Origin of the sequence: Micromonospora sp. NPDC051543 (genome assembly GCF_044454415.1) — a bacterium.
In the GTDB taxonomy this organism is placed as follows: domain Bacteria; phylum Actinomycetota; class Actinomycetes; order Mycobacteriales; family Micromonosporaceae; genus Micromonospora.
On the sequence record NZ_JBITDT010000004.1, the window covers coordinates 296,999 to 311,537 of the forward strand.

General features: G+C 72.4%; 16 protein-coding genes. 6 read left to right on the forward strand and 10 right to left on the reverse strand.

Going from position 1 to position 14,539, the window contains the following annotated elements; genetic code table 11:
- Positions 1-10: 10 nt before the first annotated feature.
- Entirely contained in the window at positions 11-493 is a 483-nt protein-coding gene (gene ispF / locus ACIA3K_RS09300) for a 2-C-methyl-D-erythritol 2,4-cyclodiphosphate synthase (RefSeq protein ID WP_396800114.1), read from the reverse strand.
- A gap of 201 nt (positions 494-694) precedes the next feature.
- Here ispF and ACIA3K_RS09305 point away from each other — a divergent pair, with 201 nt between their 5' ends.
- The gene (locus ACIA3K_RS09305; protein ID WP_396800115.1) at positions 695-1,801 is read left to right on the forward strand and encodes a hypothetical protein; all 1,107 of its coding nucleotides are present in this window, start codon (positions 695-697) and stop codon (positions 1,799-1,801) included.
- Positions 1,802-1,817: 16 nt separating this feature from the next.
- Here ACIA3K_RS09305 and ispD read toward each other — a convergent pair whose 3' ends face one another.
- Entirely contained in the window at positions 1,818-2,513 is a 696-nt protein-coding gene (gene ispD / locus ACIA3K_RS09310) for a 2-C-methyl-D-erythritol 4-phosphate cytidylyltransferase (RefSeq protein ID WP_396800116.1), read from the reverse strand.
- Positions 2,514-2,569: 56 nt separating this feature from the next.
- Positions 2,570-3,055 carry a CarD family transcriptional regulator gene (locus ACIA3K_RS09315; RefSeq protein WP_007073334.1) on the reverse strand — a complete coding sequence of 162 codons (486 nt, stop codon included), beginning with the start codon at positions 3,053-3,055 and terminating at the stop codon, positions 2,570-2,572.
- Between the two features lie 329 nt (positions 3,056-3,384).
- On the opposite strand from ACIA3K_RS09315, the gene ACIA3K_RS09320 reads away from it, so the two are divergent.
- Positions 3,385-4,062 (forward strand): hypothetical protein, encoded by a 678-nt coding sequence (locus tag ACIA3K_RS09320; protein WP_396800117.1) that lies wholly within the window; start codon positions 3,385-3,387, stop codon positions 4,060-4,062.
- Between the two features lie 10 nt (positions 4,063-4,072).
- On the opposite strand, the gene ACIA3K_RS09325 is transcribed toward ACIA3K_RS09320, so the two are convergent.
- The 4 genes from ACIA3K_RS09325 to ACIA3K_RS09340 all read right to left on the reverse strand — a co-directional run bounded on the left by ACIA3K_RS09325 (position 4,073) and on the right by ACIA3K_RS09340 (position 7,856).
- Entirely contained in the window at positions 4,073-4,711 is a 639-nt protein-coding gene (locus tag ACIA3K_RS09325) for a hypothetical protein (protein WP_396800119.1), read from the reverse strand.
- 31 nt (positions 4,712-4,742) lie between these two features.
- Positions 4,743-5,801: a type III polyketide synthase gene (locus ACIA3K_RS09330; RefSeq protein WP_396800120.1), complete on the reverse strand. Its 1,059-nt coding sequence runs from the start codon at positions 5,799-5,801 to the stop codon at positions 4,743-4,745.
- A gap of 85 nt (positions 5,802-5,886) precedes the next feature.
- Complete coding sequence (locus tag ACIA3K_RS09335) at positions 5,887-7,053, reverse strand: acyl-CoA dehydrogenase family protein (protein ID WP_396800122.1); 1,167 nt, start codon at positions 7,051-7,053, stop codon at positions 5,887-5,889.
- A gap of 41 nt (positions 7,054-7,094) precedes the next feature.
- On the reverse strand, positions 7,095-7,856 hold the full coding sequence (locus tag ACIA3K_RS09340) for a methyltransferase domain-containing protein (RefSeq protein WP_396800123.1): 762 nt from the start codon (positions 7,854-7,856) through the stop codon (positions 7,095-7,097).
- A gap of 46 nt (positions 7,857-7,902) precedes the next feature.
- Between ACIA3K_RS09340 and ACIA3K_RS09345 the strand changes: the two genes are divergently transcribed.
- The 4 genes from ACIA3K_RS09345 to disA all read left to right on the forward strand — a co-directional run bounded on the left by ACIA3K_RS09345 (position 7,903) and on the right by disA (position 12,513).
- Positions 7,903-8,742 carry a UbiA family prenyltransferase gene (locus tag ACIA3K_RS09345; RefSeq protein WP_396800124.1) on the forward strand — a complete coding sequence of 280 codons (840 nt, stop codon included), beginning with the start codon at positions 7,903-7,905 and terminating at the stop codon, positions 8,740-8,742.
- Positions 8,743-8,880: 138 nt separating this feature from the next.
- Positions 8,881-9,657, forward strand: coding sequence for a hypothetical protein (locus tag ACIA3K_RS09350; protein WP_396800125.1), 777 nt, complete (start codon positions 8,881-8,883; stop codon positions 9,655-9,657).
- Between the two features lie 85 nt (positions 9,658-9,742).
- Positions 9,743-11,200 carry a DNA repair protein RadA gene (gene radA, locus ACIA3K_RS09355; RefSeq protein WP_396800126.1) on the forward strand — a complete coding sequence of 486 codons (1,458 nt, stop codon included), beginning with the start codon at positions 9,743-9,745 and terminating at the stop codon, positions 11,198-11,200.
- Positions 11,201-11,331: 131 nt separating this feature from the next.
- Positions 11,332-12,513: a DNA integrity scanning diadenylate cyclase DisA gene (gene disA, locus ACIA3K_RS09360; RefSeq protein WP_355051000.1), complete on the forward strand. Its 1,182-nt coding sequence runs from the start codon at positions 11,332-11,334 to the stop codon at positions 12,511-12,513.
- Between the two features lie 33 nt (positions 12,514-12,546).
- On the opposite strand, the gene ACIA3K_RS09365 is transcribed toward disA, so the two are convergent.
- The 3 genes from ACIA3K_RS09365 to ACIA3K_RS09375 form a co-directional block, all read right to left on the reverse strand.
- Positions 12,547-13,293, reverse strand: a complete 747-nt coding sequence (locus ACIA3K_RS09365) for a hypothetical protein (RefSeq protein WP_396800127.1) — start codon at positions 13,291-13,293, stop codon at positions 12,547-12,549.
- 118 nt (positions 13,294-13,411) lie between these two features.
- Positions 13,412-13,984, reverse strand: a complete 573-nt coding sequence (locus tag ACIA3K_RS09370) for a peptide deformylase (RefSeq protein ID WP_396800128.1) — start codon at positions 13,982-13,984, stop codon at positions 13,412-13,414.
- Complete coding sequence (locus ACIA3K_RS09375) at positions 13,981-14,493, reverse strand: glycine cleavage system protein R (protein WP_396800129.1); 513 nt, start codon at positions 14,491-14,493, stop codon at positions 13,981-13,983. Before ACIA3K_RS09375 ends, ACIA3K_RS09370 begins: the two co-directional genes overlap by 4 nt.
- Positions 14,494-14,539: the final 46 nt, after the last annotated feature.

The window sequence follows — 14,539 nt, forward strand, 5'->3', positions numbered from 1 at the left end:
CGCGGCGAGCCTAGGCGGCCGGGGCGTCGTACACCAGAGCCACGGCGACGCCCGCCAGACCTTCCTCGCGGCCGGCGAAACCGAGCCCGTCGGTGGTCGCGGCGGAGACGGTCACGGGTGCGCCGACGGCCTCGGAGAGCACCCGCTGAGCCTCTTCCCGCCGGCGGCCGATCTTGGGCCGGTTGCCGATGACCTGCACGGACACATTGCCGATCGCCAAGCCGGCGGCCCGCACCCGGCGGGCAGTCTCGGCCAGCAGCGCCACGCCGGACGCCCCGGCCCACTCGGGCTGGCCCACCCCGAAGGCGGAGCCGAGATCACCGAGACCGGCGGCGGAGAGCAGCGCGTTGCAGGCGGCGTGGGCGGCGACGTCCGCGTCCGAGTGCCCGGCGAGACCGTCCTGGTCGGGCCAGAGCAGGCCGGCCACCCAGCAGGGTCGGCCGGGCTCGAACGCGTGCACATCGGTGCCGATGGCCACCCGAGGAACGATCATGAACCGAGACTACGCGTCCCCCCGCGCGGATTGCGCCTTCGTCCGGGCTTCAGTGGTCTTGACATGCGCCAACGCTGGGGGTATCTTCGGCCCGAACGCCCCAGGTTGCCTCTGCCTATTGCACGCGCCTGGGGCTCTAATCTTTCTGGGACACGTCGCGCAGCCGTCGCTTGCGGGCGCGATTCTTCCTATCATTTGGCGATGGCGCAGCACCCCTTCCTGCACACCATGCCTCAATGGGTCTCATCCGGCCGATTCCGCTCCTACCTTGATGCGGCCGGAGGCGACCACAGCAGGGCCTGCGAGCTGTACGAGTGGAACGTGGCGTTGTCCGCCGCATCCTTCGAGGCGTTCCATTACGTCGAAGTCGTCGTCCGCAATGCCATCGACCTGGCGATGCAGAGGCACTTCAACGAGGCCGGGCGCGGGATCCCCTGGTTCCTGTTGCCGATCAGCACCAACAAAGCCGTCCAGGACAGCATCGACCAGAGCGTTCTGCAGGTACGAGTCCGGCTGCGCAACGAGAACAGCAGCAAGGAGAAGCGCGACCAGGTCATCGCCGGCCTGAGCTTCGGGTTCTGGGTCAACCTGCTGGGCCCCAAGCACGAGCAGCTATGGCGTGAGGCGATCCACAAGGCCTTCCCGCACTCGTCCGGCAAGCGGCACGACGTCGTCACCGCCCTGGAGAGGCTGCGCGTCTTCCGCAATCGTCTCGCTCACCACGACTCGCTACTCGCGGCAGACGTACCATTTCGCCTCACGCAGATGATCGACGTACTGGGGTGGGCCGACCCAGACGCGGCCACCTGGCTGGCAAACAACGAGCGGGTCAGCCAGGTACACGCGGCCCGACCCTCGCCACGACATGACACGGTCGTGGTCCCGGCTCGGGACGCCTGGGGCCTCTACGAATCCGCGTACGCCTATGTCTGTCAGGCTGGCCGGTCCTTTCAGCCGGTGGAGTATCTGGCCTTCTACTCGCAGCAGCAGATTCACACCGAGGTACCGAAAATCTTGTTCCGCTTGGACAACGTCGACTGGTCCGTCGGGGAGATCAACCGGCTACGCGCCACCGGGCAGGCACGCGACGCGCGGGTCGCGGACATCATCGCGGCCAGTCGAAAACTCGGCTGGACCGACGGGCGTTATCAGGTCTTCGGTCTGACCGGACCAGGTGCGGAAGGCCACCTCAGCCTGCCGCAGCCGGTTCCCCACCTGGCAAGAGGGCGAGGAAGCGCTTTCACGCAGGGCCAGCGGTACATCGTCCGGGACAGACTCCGACGCGCCACTACGACGATGGATATCTGAGCCGGGCCGCCAGGGGTCAGCCGCCGGCGGCGAGCAGGTGCTCCGCCAGTGCCAGGTCGAACGGACGGGTGATCTTCAGCGCGTACTCCGAGCCGGGCACACAGGCCACCGGTACGCCCTGCTTCTCGACCAGGCCGGCGTCGTCGGTGAGCGGATCACCCGCGGCGGCGTGCGCGGCGGCCAGCACGGACCGGCGGAAGCCCTGCGGGGTCTGTACGGCGCGCAGGGCGGATCGGTCGACGGTGCCCAGCACCACCTCGTCGGCACCGACTTCCTTGATGGTGTCGACGACCGGCAGGACCGGGATCACCGCCGCCTGGCCACCCCGGACCGCGGCGGCCACCGATTCGACCAGCTCGGGTGGGGTCAACGCGCGGGCGGCGTCGTGCACCAGGACGATCGTGGGGCCGGCCGGCACGGCCGCGAGCGCGGCGGCGACGGAGGCCTGCCGTTCGGCGCCACCGGCCACCACGATCACCGGCGCCACCGGGGCCAGCAGGTCACGGACACCCTCGACGTCCGCCGCCGGTGCGGCGACCACGATCGTGTGGACCGACGCCGCGGCGGCGAGCCGGCGCACGGCGTGCACCAGCAGTGGTTCTCCGGCGAGCAGGCGCAACGCCTTGGGTCGACCGGGACCGAGGCGTACGCCGGCACCGGCCGCAGGCACGAGGACCGCGACGTCACCGCGCGGGTTGAGCTGCGCGGTCACGTCGCGGTCCTCGGTGGTTTCTTCGCTACGAAGTGGGTACGACGATGCTGTGCGGACTAGGCCTCGGTGAGGACCTTGTCGAGCAGCGTCTCCGCCTCGTCCTTGGTGCTCTTCTCAGCCAGCGCGACCTCGCCGACGAGAATGTCGCGGGCCTTGGCCAGCATCCGCTTCTCGCCTGCGGAGAGGCCCCGCTCCCGCTCCCGACGCCACAGGTCACGCACGACCTCGGCGACCTTCAGCGGGTTGCCGGAGGCCAGCTTTTCCAGGTTGGCCTTGTAACGCCGCGACCAGTTGGTCGGCTCCTCGGTGTGCGGAGCCCGGAGAACGTCGAAGACCTTACCGAGGCCCTCTTCGCCGACCACCTCGCGAACGCCCACGATCTCGGCGTTCTCAGCCGGCACCCGGACCGTCAGGTCACCCTGCGCGACCCTCAGGACGAGATATTGCTTAGGCTCGCCCTTGATGACCCGAGTCTCGATTGCCTCGATGAGTGCGGCCCCGTGGTGGGGGTAAACAACGGTCTCGCCGACACTGAAAACCATAGGTTCGAAACCCCTTTCGCTGTGTCTAGGGTAACACGCTCAGGCAACGATGTCTCACCGATGTCCTGACCGTTGGCGCAGCTCAGGGGCCCTGTGAGAGGTCTTTCTTCAGCTTGACAGGCGGTCAAACCGATGGTTCAAACACGCTCCGTGACGATCGGATGACTTCCCGATACGAGTGAACAGAACGTCGAGATCAAGGGCTATGCGCTCCTCCCATGGTATCCCGGCGTGCGAGACCGCGCCCAGATGTAGCGGGACGTGCCCCCGGTGCGGGACCCTGGAGTCCGAGCCACACTCCGCTCTCGAGACGCTTCCTGGGGGGTCCGATGGGCAAGCCGGACGCAGAGGGCCACGGGCCATCCGACGGCCTGCCCGACCTACCACCCGAGTGGGGCCGCATCGTCGTCCCCGACGACGCCTCCGCCCTCGCCAGCGAGGCCGCCCAGGTACGTCGTGAGCTGCGCCGGGCCACCGGCCGGCACGCCGGAGGCCGGGCACTCGCCCTGCCGCTGCTCGTCCTGCTGGTGGCACTGCTCACCACCCTGACCGGCCTGCTCGCCGTGACCTGGCCCCGCGCCGGCCGGAGCACCGACCGGCCCACCCCGGCGCCCTCTCCACCACCGGTGTCGCTCACCGGTCAGGCGCTGCCCGCTCTGGACCTGGTCGACGCCGGGCAGGCGCCCGTGCCGCTCCGCGGCCTGTTACCCGCCATGATCATCCTCGTGGACGACTGTGGCTGCCCCGACGTCGTCACCGAGGCCGTGGGGGCGGCGCCCGACGGCGTCACGATCGTCACCGTGACCGAGGGCCGAGCCGTCTCGACCGCACCGCCGGTCGACGGCGTCCGTGCGCTGGCCGACCCCGCTGGCGGTCTGCGCTCGTTCCTGGGCCCGGGCGCCGCCAACGCGCTGCTGGTCGACCGCGCCGGCGTGGTGACCCGGGTGCTGCCCGGCATCGGGCCGGTCGACGCGTACCAGGACGACCTGACCGCCCTGGCCCGCTGAGCAGAGCCAGCTAGGACGGAGGCAGCGCGACGAGCTGCGCCTCGACGTCGATGGGCTGATCGCCGACGGCCGACAGCGACACCCGGAACGGCCCGCCGCCGGGCAGCAGTCGGGCGGACGCGAGCGTGCCGTCGCAGTCGATGCGCGGCGGGCCGACGATCTCGGCCCCGGTGCTCGTCACCGCCAGCGTGCCCGGTCGGGTGCACCGGTACTGGAGCAGGAAGCGGGAACCATCGTCGGACGCCTGCCGGGTCCGCTCCTCGCCGGGCGCCAGCTCCCGCTGCTCCCGCCAGATCGTGCTGCGGAACGAGGGCAGGTCGCTCCCGGGGACGAGAACCCCCACGTCGGCACCGAGGTCGGTGGCCTCACCCGTCTCCGGGTCGATGACGACCCGCCGATCGCCGCCCAGCCGGACGACCTCGCCCCGCTGCGAATCGACCCGCATCGTCACCCGTGCCTCGGGCTCAAGACGGGCCAGGACACGTTCCAACTCGGTGCTGACGCTGGGCGCGACCACCGGCTGGCGTACCGATCCGGCCACCGGAACCGGCGCGGCGGCGCGCCACCACCAGCCGCCGACCGCCAACGCGCCCAGGGCGATACCGACCAGCACCGCCGACCGCAGCCGGTCGACCTCCGCCGCACTCATACGAGGAGCGTAGCGGTCGGGTCGCGCTCGTTCACTCCTGTCGATCGAGCAGGACGGCGTACAGAGTGAGGCCCGGACCGAACGCCAGCATGACGATCCGTCGGGGCGCCGGCGCCGAACGGGCCAATCGGTCCAGGATCAGCAGAACCGTCGGCGAGGAGCAGTTGCCATGCTCGTCCAGCGTCGCCCGGGACGCCGCCAACGCCTGCGGCGGCAGGGCCAACTCCCGCTCGACCACGTTGAGGATCCGCGGCCCGCCCGGGTGCACGGCCCAACCGTCCACGTCGGAGATGGTGCCGCCGTGCCGGGCCAGCAGGTCGTCGACCAGGCCGCGCACGTGCCGGGAGAGAACCTGCGGCACCTTCGACGACAGCCCCATCCGGAAGCCCGCGTCCGTGACGTCCCAGGTCATGTGGTCGGCCGTCGACGTGTCGGTGACCGAGGCGACCTCGCGCACCGCGTACCCCCGGCCGCCGGGCACCACCACGGCGGCGACGGCCGCGTCCGAGAAGAGCGCGTGCGAGATGATCTGCTGGGTGTCGACCCGGGCCGTGGACGGCTGGATGTGCAGGCTGGTCAGCTCCGCGCAGAGCAGCAACGCCGGCCGGCCCCTGGCGGTGACGAAGTCACTCGCCGCGCCCAGCCCCGGAAGCGCCGCGTAGCAGCCCATGTGGCCGACGAACATGCGCTGGGTGTCCGCCGCCATGCCCAGGTCACGGGCGAGCAGGATGTCCAGCCCCGGGGTGGCGTAGCCGGTGCAGGAGCAGACGATGAACATCCCGACGTCGCCGGCGTCCAGACCGGCGGCGGTCAACGCGCGCCCCACCGCCTCCTTGCCCAGCGGTAGCGCCTCCACCTGGTAGCGACGCATCCGGCGCTCGGTCGGCCAGTCCGAGACGTCCTCGAGCAACGGGTTGACCGCGGCCTGCCGTCGGGTCACCCCCGAGTTCGCGAAGATCCGTTCGGCCAACGCCCGGGTGCTGCCGGTGAAGTGCCGGGAGAAGAAGCCCTCCCACAGCTCGTCCTGCGAAGCGGACGGCGGCTGCGCTGTCCCGAGCCCCGCGATCACTGGTACGGACACGATCCCCACCTCTCGTCAAACGCTGTCCTCCCCCTGGCCGTCCCACCGGCCACCTCGGCCGGCCGCACCCTCGTACGTCTTGCGCGACACCCGCTCACCAACGCGGTGCCGATCCGTCGCGGTCCGGGTCCCCGCCCAGCGCGGCGATGCCCAGCCAGTCGGCGCAGACGTCCGACGTGGCCGGGTGCAGTGAGCCGCAGCGGGCATCCCGGTAGAGCCGCTCCAACGGATGGCCACGTCGGGTCGCCGAGGTGCCGGCCGCCTCCAGCATCGACGCCGCCACCTCGGCGGCCGTCGTCCCGGCCAGCAGCTTCGCCCGCCACACCCAGCGGTTGGTCTCCGCGTCGCCCGGCTCGTCGTCCACCCGGCGGGCCGCCTCGGCCACCGCCAGCTCGGCAGCAGCCGTCGCCGCGTCCGCCCGGCCCAGTCGCGAGCGCACCGCCGGCAGGCCGGCCAGGTTGCGGGCGTTGAGATGCTCGGCCGCCGCGTCGATGGCCGCCCGCGCCACCCCCACGTAGACGGCCGCGTAGCTGGCCACCAGCCAGTGCGGCATGAGCTGGGCGATCACGAGGGCCAACCCCTCCACCCCACCGAGCAGCCGGTCGCCCGGCACGGTGACGTCCAGATGCAGGTCGTGCGACGAGGTGGCCCGCATGCCGAGGGCGTCCCAGGTCGGCTCGACGCTCAGACCGTTGCCGGCCGGCACCAGGAACTGCGACACCGTCGACTGGTCGGTGGCGCTGCGCGCGGCCACCAGGTAGCCGTCGGCGTGCCCGGCCCCGGAGCAGAAGGTCTTACTGCCCTTGAGGTGCCAACCGTCGTCGGTCGGCTCGTAGACCGTGCTCAACTGCGACAGGCGCGCGCCGGTGCCCCGCTCGCTCATCGCGACGCCGTACCAGGCGCCCTGGGCAGCGGCGGTGAGCAGCCGGTCCCGGGCGGCCAGCGCCTCGTCGGACACCCCCAGAGCCTCGGCCAGCTCCTCGGTGACCGCACCCAACGCGCCGGTCACCGAGGCGTGCATGTTGAACACCAGCGCCGTCGCGCCGTTGCCCCGGGCCAGCTCGGTAGCGACCGCCGTGTACTCCGCGAAGCTCGCTCCCAGGCCACCGAGCGCGCGCGGCACCATCAGACCGAAGAGGCCGGCCTCCCGCAGGTCACGGAAGTCCTCGGCCGGGAAGGAGCCGTCCCGGTCGTGCTCCGCCGCCCGCGCGGCGAACCGCGGCGTCAATCGGCGGGCCGCCTCAAGCGCGTGCACCGTCATATCGCTCCCTCCTCGGCGTCCCATACCCCGCCACGAGCCGACTATCCTCTGCGGACCCCCTGGCCCTGGTAGAGCACGGCGGTGGACCGGGTCGGCACGATGCGCGGGGCACGACCGGTCGACGGCACACCCGGTGTCCGTGCCGCGCGGGCCCGCCGCACCAGCCAGGCGAGCAGCCCACCGACCTGTGGTCGGATCCCGCGCAGGCGCAGCTCGACACCGTGCCGGGCACACTCGGCCACCAGCGCCCGGGCGTCCACGAACAACCGTGGATCGTGGATGCCACGCGGCACCGTCGGCAGTCGCTCTGCGATCCGCACCGCGACCAGCCGGGCCAGCGCCGTGTCGTTGAGCGTGTCCAGCACGAGCAGGCCGCCCGGGCGCAGCAGCCGGCACGCCTCGGCCACCGCGCGCGGCCAGTCCGGCACGTGTTCCAGCAGCTCGCCGGCGGAGACCACGTCGGCGCACCCGTCGGGCAGCGGCACCGCCGTGGCGTCACCCTGCACCACCCGTACGCCGTGCCCGGCGGCCTGGACCAGCGCCGAACGGGTCAGGTCCACCCCGACGTGCCGGTAGCCCTTGCCGACCAGGTGCGGCGCGAGGAGACCGGCGCCGCAGCCCAGATCGACCAGGACCGCGCCCGAACTCCTCGTCGGCGGTACGAGCGCCGCGCGGGCCTCGGCCAGCCAGTGCAGCATCGCGAACGCGCCATCCGGCCGCCACCACTCACCGGCCAGGTCGTCGTACTGGCGCGGATCGTTGCGCGGCAGCACCCGCTGAGCGGTCGACGCCACGTCTCGCATGGCTCCGAGCGTGGCACGACTGCTCGGTAACGACCAGACTTCCCTTATGTCGTCGAGGGTGTTAGGGCTGGTCAGGGCGAGCCATCCGGAACCGGCCGCCGCGGTGACCACAGTGTCTGGTCTGCTGGCCTGGGGAGTGGGGCACCGACCCTGGGGAATCGTCTCCGTGGTGCTCGCGGTACTCGCCAGCCAACTCGCGGTCGGCTGGACCAACGACGCGTTGGACGCCGAGCGGGACGCCACTGTGGGGCGTACCGACAAGCCGGTCGCCGCCGGCGCGGTGGGCCGGCGCGTCACGGCCTGGGCCGCCGCGGCCGCCGCGCTGGCCTGCCCGCTGCTGGCGCTGACCACGAACCCCGGGGCGGCCCTCTGGCTCACGGTCGCCCTGATATCCGCGCTGCTCTACGACTGGCCGCTCAAGGCCACCGCCTTCTCGGTCCTGCCGTACGCCGTCTCCTTCGGCGCGCTGCCCGGCTTCGTGGTGCTGGCACTACCGGGCGAGCCGACCCCGCCGCTCTGGCTGCTGACGGCGGCGGCCTGCCTCGGTGCCGGCGCGCACTTCGCCAACGTGCTGCCCGACCTCGCCGACGACGCCCGCACGGGCGTACGCGGCCTGCCGCACCGCCTCGGCGCGGCGGGCAGCCGGGCGGCAGCGGCCGGACTTCTCCTCGCCGCGACCGCCGTCCTGGTCCTGGGACCGCCCGGGCCGCCGTCGATCCTCGGGCTCGCGGCGGTCGGCACGGCCGCCGTCGTGCCGCCACTGAGCTGGTACGCCGGGCGCTCGGCGGCCCGGGCGGGCCGGCGGCCGGTGGCTGCCTTCCGGGCGGTGATGCTGGTGGCCCTCATCGACGTCGTGCTGCTGGTGGCGAGCGGTCGGGTGGTGTGAGGGCACCCCGGAGGGTGGCATTGCCGGGTCCCCGTGCGGGCCTCGATCAGCTCCAACTACCCTGGAGCGCGGTCTGCGCGGGTATGGCCACCTCCCCCGGCGTGCGCCCGGGTGGGGATCGTAACGAGGAGGACCGACGTGACGCGCTCGATCAACCGATCCCGGCGGGCGGCTCTGCTGCTGTCCGGAATCGCGGCGGCCACCAGCCTGCTCGCGTCCGGATGCGGCGCTGGCCAGATCGCCGAGACGGCGTTGAAGGAGCCGTCGGTCCAGGGCGTCAACCTCACGACCCCGAACGGCGCCTACTCGGTGCGTGGCCTGCTGGTCACCTACCCGGGCACCGAGGGTTACCGGGCCGGCCAGGACGCCCCGCTCAACGCGGTGATCTACAACGACTCGAAGAGCCCCGTGACGGTCACCGTCACCACCCAGAGCGCCCGCGAGGTGCTGATCTCGGGTGGTTCGGCCAGCCCGGCGCCGTCCGCCTCGGAGTCGGCCTCGGCCACCCCGTCGGGCTCGGCCAGCCCGTCGGCCGGCGAGTCCGGCTCGGCCAGCCCGTCCGCGAACCCGTCCGAGACCGGCTCGTCGTCGGCGACCCCGTCCGCACCGGAGTCGGCGCGGGCCTCGGGCTCGGCCAGCCCGGCCGCGCCGGGTCAGCCCGCTCGCATCGAGCTGGGCCCGCTGAGCTACCTCCAGCTCAACTCGGAGGCCACCTCGCAGCTTCGGCTCGTGGGCCTGACCGAGGCGCTGCGTTCCGGTCAGAACGTCGTCGTGACCTTCGACTTCGGCAACGGCAACACCGTCACCGGCCCCGCGCCGATCGCGGTGCCGCTCACCCCGGCGGCCCCCGCCTCGCCGATCATCGAGCGCGAGGGCGGCTACGAGGGCAACGAGGGCGGCACCACCCACGAGTAAGCCCGATCCTCGACTACGGAACACCCCGGCGTGGGAACCACCACGCCGGGGTGTTTTCGTCGTACGAGAGGGCTAGCGTCCTGATGTGACCACCTCCCGATCGACCTCCGGCCGTGGCGGCGCGGCCGGTGCGCCCCGCGCCCGGTCCGCCACCCGCGAACCGCGCCCGGCGTACGAGTGCGACGCCTGCGGGCACCAGCCGCCCAAGTGGGTCGGTCGCTGCCCGGAGTGTGGCGAGTGGGGCTCGGTGGTCGAGTCGACGGTGACCGGGCCGACCGTCTCCGGTCGGGTGGTCAGTTCCCGGATGCCGGCCGAGCCGGCCCGGCCGATCGCCACCATCAGCGCGGCTCCGGCCCGTGCCCGGCCGACCGGGGTGAGCGAGCTGGACCGGGTGCTCGGCGGTGGCCTGGTGCCCGGCGCGGTGGTGCTGCTCGCCGGCGAGCCCGGCGTGGGCAAGTCGACCCTCCTGCTCGACGTGGCGCAGCAGTGGGCGGTGAATGCCGGCAGCCCTTCGCTGGTGGTCAGCGGGGAAGAGTCGGTCAGTCAGGTCCGGCTGCGCGCCGAGCGGATGGGCACCCTGCACGAGCAGCTCTACCTGGCGGCCGAGAGCGACCTGGCGTCGGTGCTCGGGCACCTCGACGCGGTCAAGCCCGGCCTGCTGGTGCTCGACTCGGTCCAGACCATCTCGACCACCGGCACCGAGGGTGTGCCGGGTGGCGTGACCCAGGTCCGCGCGGTCACCGCCGCACTGGTCTCGGTCGCCAAGGAGCGGGGCATCGCGACCGTGCTGGTCGGGCACGTCACCAAGGACGGCCAGGTGGCCGGGCCGCGCGTGCTGGAGCACCTGGTCGACGTGGTGCTGCACTTCGAGGGCGACAAGCACTCCTCGCTACGGCTCGTGCGCGGCGTCAAGAACCGGTTCGGGGCGGCCGACGAGGTGGGCTGCTTCGAGATGCACGAGGGCGGCATCAGCAGCCTGGCCGACCCGTCCGGGCTGTTCCTCACCCGCTACTCCGAACCGGTGCCCGGGACCTGCGTGACCGTGGCGATGGAGGGGCGGCGGGCACTGGTCACGGAGGTACAGGCCCTGATCGGCGCGACGGTGGCCGGCTCTCCCCGCCGTACCGTCTCGGGTCTCGACTCGGCCCGCCTGGCCATGGTGCTCGCGGTCCTGCAACGGCGTACGGAGCGGTTGACCCTGCACGACCGGGAGGTGTTCGCGGCCACCGTCGGCGGCATCCGGGTGGTGGAGCCGGCAGCCGACCTGGCCGTCGCGCTGGCGGTCGCCTCCGGCGGGCTCAACCTGGCGATCGCGCCGCATCTCGTGGCGATCGGCGAGGTGGGGTTGACCGGCGAGGTGCGCCGGGTCGGTGCGGTGCCGCGCCGGCTGGCGGAGGCCGCCCGCCTGGGGTTCAAGGTGGCGTTGGTTCCGCCGGGTTGTGGCCCGGCGAGCACCGGCGCGGGGCCGGACCAGATGCGGGTGACCGAGGTCACTGACGTGCGCTCAGCCCTGCACCATGCGGCTCGCGCGTCCGCCGAGTGACTCAGCGTGCCGACGCCAACGGCGATAACGGACAGCATCGCCGCAAGTGGAAACGGTTCGAAGGGCGGCATCGTGACACATCACAGTAACCACGACAGCACCCACCGCACGGCAGTCCGTAGACTGTGCCCGTGCCGATCGACCGCGATACCACCAAGCCTGCCGGAGCGCCGCCCCAGGCCCGCACCGGCACCGTGGGCTCGCCGGCCCGCCCGATCAGCGTGAGCGTGACCGCCGCTGCCGGGGGTGCCGGCGATCCGCTGCGGGCCAATCTCGCCCTGATGGCGCCCGGCACCGCGCTGCGCGACGGGTTGGAGCGCATCCTGCGGGGTCGCACCGGCGCGCTCATCGTGCTCGGCTATGACAAGGTCGTCGAGGGTCTCTGCACCGGCGGCTTCCCGCTGGACGTCGAGTTCTCCGCGACCCGGGTCCGCGAGCTGTGCAAGATGGACGGCGCCGTGGTGCTGTCCAGTGACGGCACCCGCATCGTCCGGGCGGCCGTGCACCTGATGCCCGACCCGTCCATTCCGACGGAGGAATCGGGCACCCGGCACCGCACCGCCGAACGGGTCGCCCGGCAGACCGGCTACCCGGTGATCTCGGTCAGCCAGTCGATGCGGATCATCAGCCTCTACGTCAACGGTCAGCGGCACGTCCTCGACGACTCGGCCGCGATCCTCTCCCGGGCCAACCAGGCGCTGGCCACCCTCGAGCGCTACAAGCTGCGGCTGGACGAGGTCTCCGGCACGCTCTCCGCGCTCGAGATCGAGGATCTGGTCACGGTGCGGGACGCGGTGGCGGTGGTGCAGCGGCTGGAGATGGTCCGCCGGATCGCCGACGAGATCGCCGGTTACGTCGTCGAGCTGGGCACCGACGGTCGACTGCTCGCTCTGCAGCTCGACGAGCTGATGGCCGGCGTCGACGCCGACCGCACGCTCGTCATCCGGGACTACCTGCCCGTCGGTCGTAAGTCCCGCACCCTGGACGAGGCGCTGGTGGAGCTGGATCTGCTGGGCGCCACCGAGCTGATCGACCTGGTGTCGGTGGCCAAGGCGATCGGCTACCCGGCCGCATCGGACGCGCTGGACGCCGCCGTCAGCCCGCGCGGCTTCCGGCTGCTGGCCAAGGTTCCGCGCCTGCCGGTGGCCGTGGTCGACCGCCTGGTGCTGCACTTCGGCAGCCTGCAGCGGCTGCTGGGCGCGACCGTGGAGGACCTGCAGGCCGTCGAGGGCGTGGGCGACGCCCGCGCCCGGGGCGTCCGCGAGGGCCTGTCGCGGCTCGCCGAGGCATCCATCCTCGAGCGGTACGTCTGATCCGCCGCCGATCCGGCTGGCCGGAGTGCCGACTCAGCCGGTGATCGTGATCTTCACGGGCTCACTGTACTTGGTGCCGACCCGGGCGAACACCTGGTACGTCCCCGCCGGCGCGAACGGGCCCGCGGCCAGACCCGCGCCGTCGCACCGGCTGGTGTCCCGTCCGTTCCAGCCCACCTGGTAGGAGCGCTCGAACCCGGGCGTGAACGACTGCACATCCGAGCCCTGGACCTTGCCGCAGGTGTCGGACGACCACACCTTCTCGGCGCCCGCCTTGATGAAGATCTCCTGGAGGTCGGCGCCGACGTTGCGGCTGCACGTACGCTTCGAGGTGTTCTTGATCTTCAGTTGCAGGTCGACCACCGCGCCGCGCTGTACCGAACTGGGCCGCGCCGCCGACGTCACGCTGATCTCCGCGTCGGTGCAGGTGCCGTCGTCGACCGACCCGGCCGCCGAGTCCGGCGGTGGGTCATTGGTGGTGGCTCCGGGCCCGGGGTCCGTGGCGTTCGTGGCATCCGGATCGGCGGACCGCTCCGTGGCACTCGGCGCCGCCGACCCGGACGCCGACGGAGCCCCCGACTGCGGAGTCAGCACCGGCCCCACGGCCCCCGGGCTCGACGTCGGAGTCGGCGTCGAGCCGGCCCGTGGGTGACCGCCGGAGCGACCCGAGCCGGTGCAGGAGTAGAGCACCACAATCAGGAAAAGCAGCACCGCTCCGAATACGACGGCGCGACGCCGCCAGTACACGGCGGGTGGCAGGGGGCCGACCGTCAGACGCATGATGCCCCCCACCGTAGTCGCGCCGCACCCACCGGCGGGTCACGACGCGCCGGAGCGTCAGCGGGGCGGCGCGAACAACCTCCACTGAGGACGGACGGGCCGACGTCCGGCCGCTCGCTCAGAGGTACACCTTGCGCTGGTAGACGGCGTGCGCGCCGGCCACCCGGTCCAGAAAGAGCAGCCCCTCACAGTGGTCGATCTCATGCTGCAACGCCCGCGCCTCGAAGCCGTCCGTCACCAGTCGGACCGCCGCCCCCGTGCCCGGCAGGTCACCCTCCACGACGAGCCGACTCGCCCGCTTCACGTCCCCGGTCAGGTCCGGCACGGACATGCAGCCCTCCCGACCCGGCTTCCATCGGGTCGCCTCGACCACCCGGGCGTTGCACAGCACGAAGGTGCCGTGCACGGTGACCGCCTTCGGGTGGCCCGTCACGTCGACGGCGAAGACCCGGGCGCCCACGCCGACCTGCGGCGCCGCCAGACCCACGCAGCCCGGCGAGACCCGCATCGTGGCCACCAGGTCGGCGGCCAACCGGATGGTCTCCTCGGCGGTGGGATCGACGTCGCCTCCGGCCCGGCTCAGCACCGGGTGCGGGGCCGACACGACGGCCCGCACCTCACCCGCCACCGCGAGCGATTCCGGCGTCCAATCCCCCAGGCCGGCGTACGCCTCGCCCTCCCCGTCGCTCACAGCAGATCCGGGTCTGCCGGCCGGAGGGTGACCTCGACCCCCACCTCGGCGGCCGTCCGGTGCAGCCGTTCGGTCAGCGCCTCGACGACCCCCGCCGGCAGCTCGACCTCGGCCAACACCACGTAGAGCGAACCGGCCAGCCGGGTGCTCAGGTCGGTGACGTTGCCACCGGCGTCCACCAGCACCCGGGTCATCGCCGCCACGATGCCCATCCGGTCCGACCCGTGCACCGCCAGCACGTACGGATCCCCGGCCGGCGCCACCTCACCGTCCGGCGTCACCGCTCGTACGGTCGCCAGAAGTTGCCCCTCGGCGGCCAGCGGCGCCAACGCCGCCTCCACCTCGGCGGCGGCCGGACCGGTGCAGATGAGGGTCATCGCGAAATGCCCCCGCAGCCGGGTCATCGTGCTGTCGGTGAGGTTCGCGCCCAGCCGGGCCAGCACCTCGGCGACGTCGGCCACGATGCCCGGCCGGTCCCGGCCGATGACGGTGATCGCGAGCTCGTTCATTCGCGCATTCTGCCCGATCCGCCCACCAGCACGGCGACACCCTCTC

Bases quoted from the DNA above. Each gene is read 5' to 3' on its own strand.
- ACIA3K_RS09325 (WP_396800119.1), bottom strand. From the start codon at position 4,711: ATGAGTGCGGCGGAGGTCGACCGGCTGCGGTCGGCGGTGCTGGTCGGT.
- ACIA3K_RS09320 (WP_396800117.1), top strand. From the start codon at position 3,385: ATGGGCAAGCCGGACGCAGAGGGCCACGGGCCATCCGACGGCCTGCCC.
- ACIA3K_RS09305 (WP_396800115.1), top strand. From the start codon at position 695: ATGGCGCAGCACCCCTTCCTGCACACCATGCCTCAATGGGTCTCATCC.
- ACIA3K_RS09315 (WP_007073334.1), bottom strand. From the start codon at position 3,055: ATGGTTTTCAGTGTCGGCGAGACCGTTGTTTACCCCCACCACGGGGCC.
- ACIA3K_RS09335 (WP_396800122.1), bottom strand. From the start codon at position 7,053: ATGACGGTGCACGCGCTTGAGGCGGCCCGCCGATTGACGCCGCGGTTC.
- ispF (WP_396800114.1), bottom strand. From the start codon at position 493: ATGATCGTTCCTCGGGTGGCCATCGGCACCGATGTGCACGCGTTCGAG.
- ACIA3K_RS09375 (WP_396800129.1), bottom strand. From the start codon at position 14,493: ATGAACGAGCTCGCGATCACCGTCATCGGCCGGGACCGGCCGGGCATC.
- ACIA3K_RS09365 (WP_396800127.1), bottom strand. From the start codon at position 13,293: ATGCGTCTGACGGTCGGCCCCCTGCCACCCGCCGTGTACTGGCGGCGT.
- ACIA3K_RS09345 (WP_396800124.1), top strand. From the start codon at position 7,903: ATGTCGTCGAGGGTGTTAGGGCTGGTCAGGGCGAGCCATCCGGAACCG.
- ACIA3K_RS09340 (WP_396800123.1), bottom strand. From the start codon at position 7,856: ATGCGAGACGTGGCGTCGACCGCTCAGCGGGTGCTGCCGCGCAACGAT.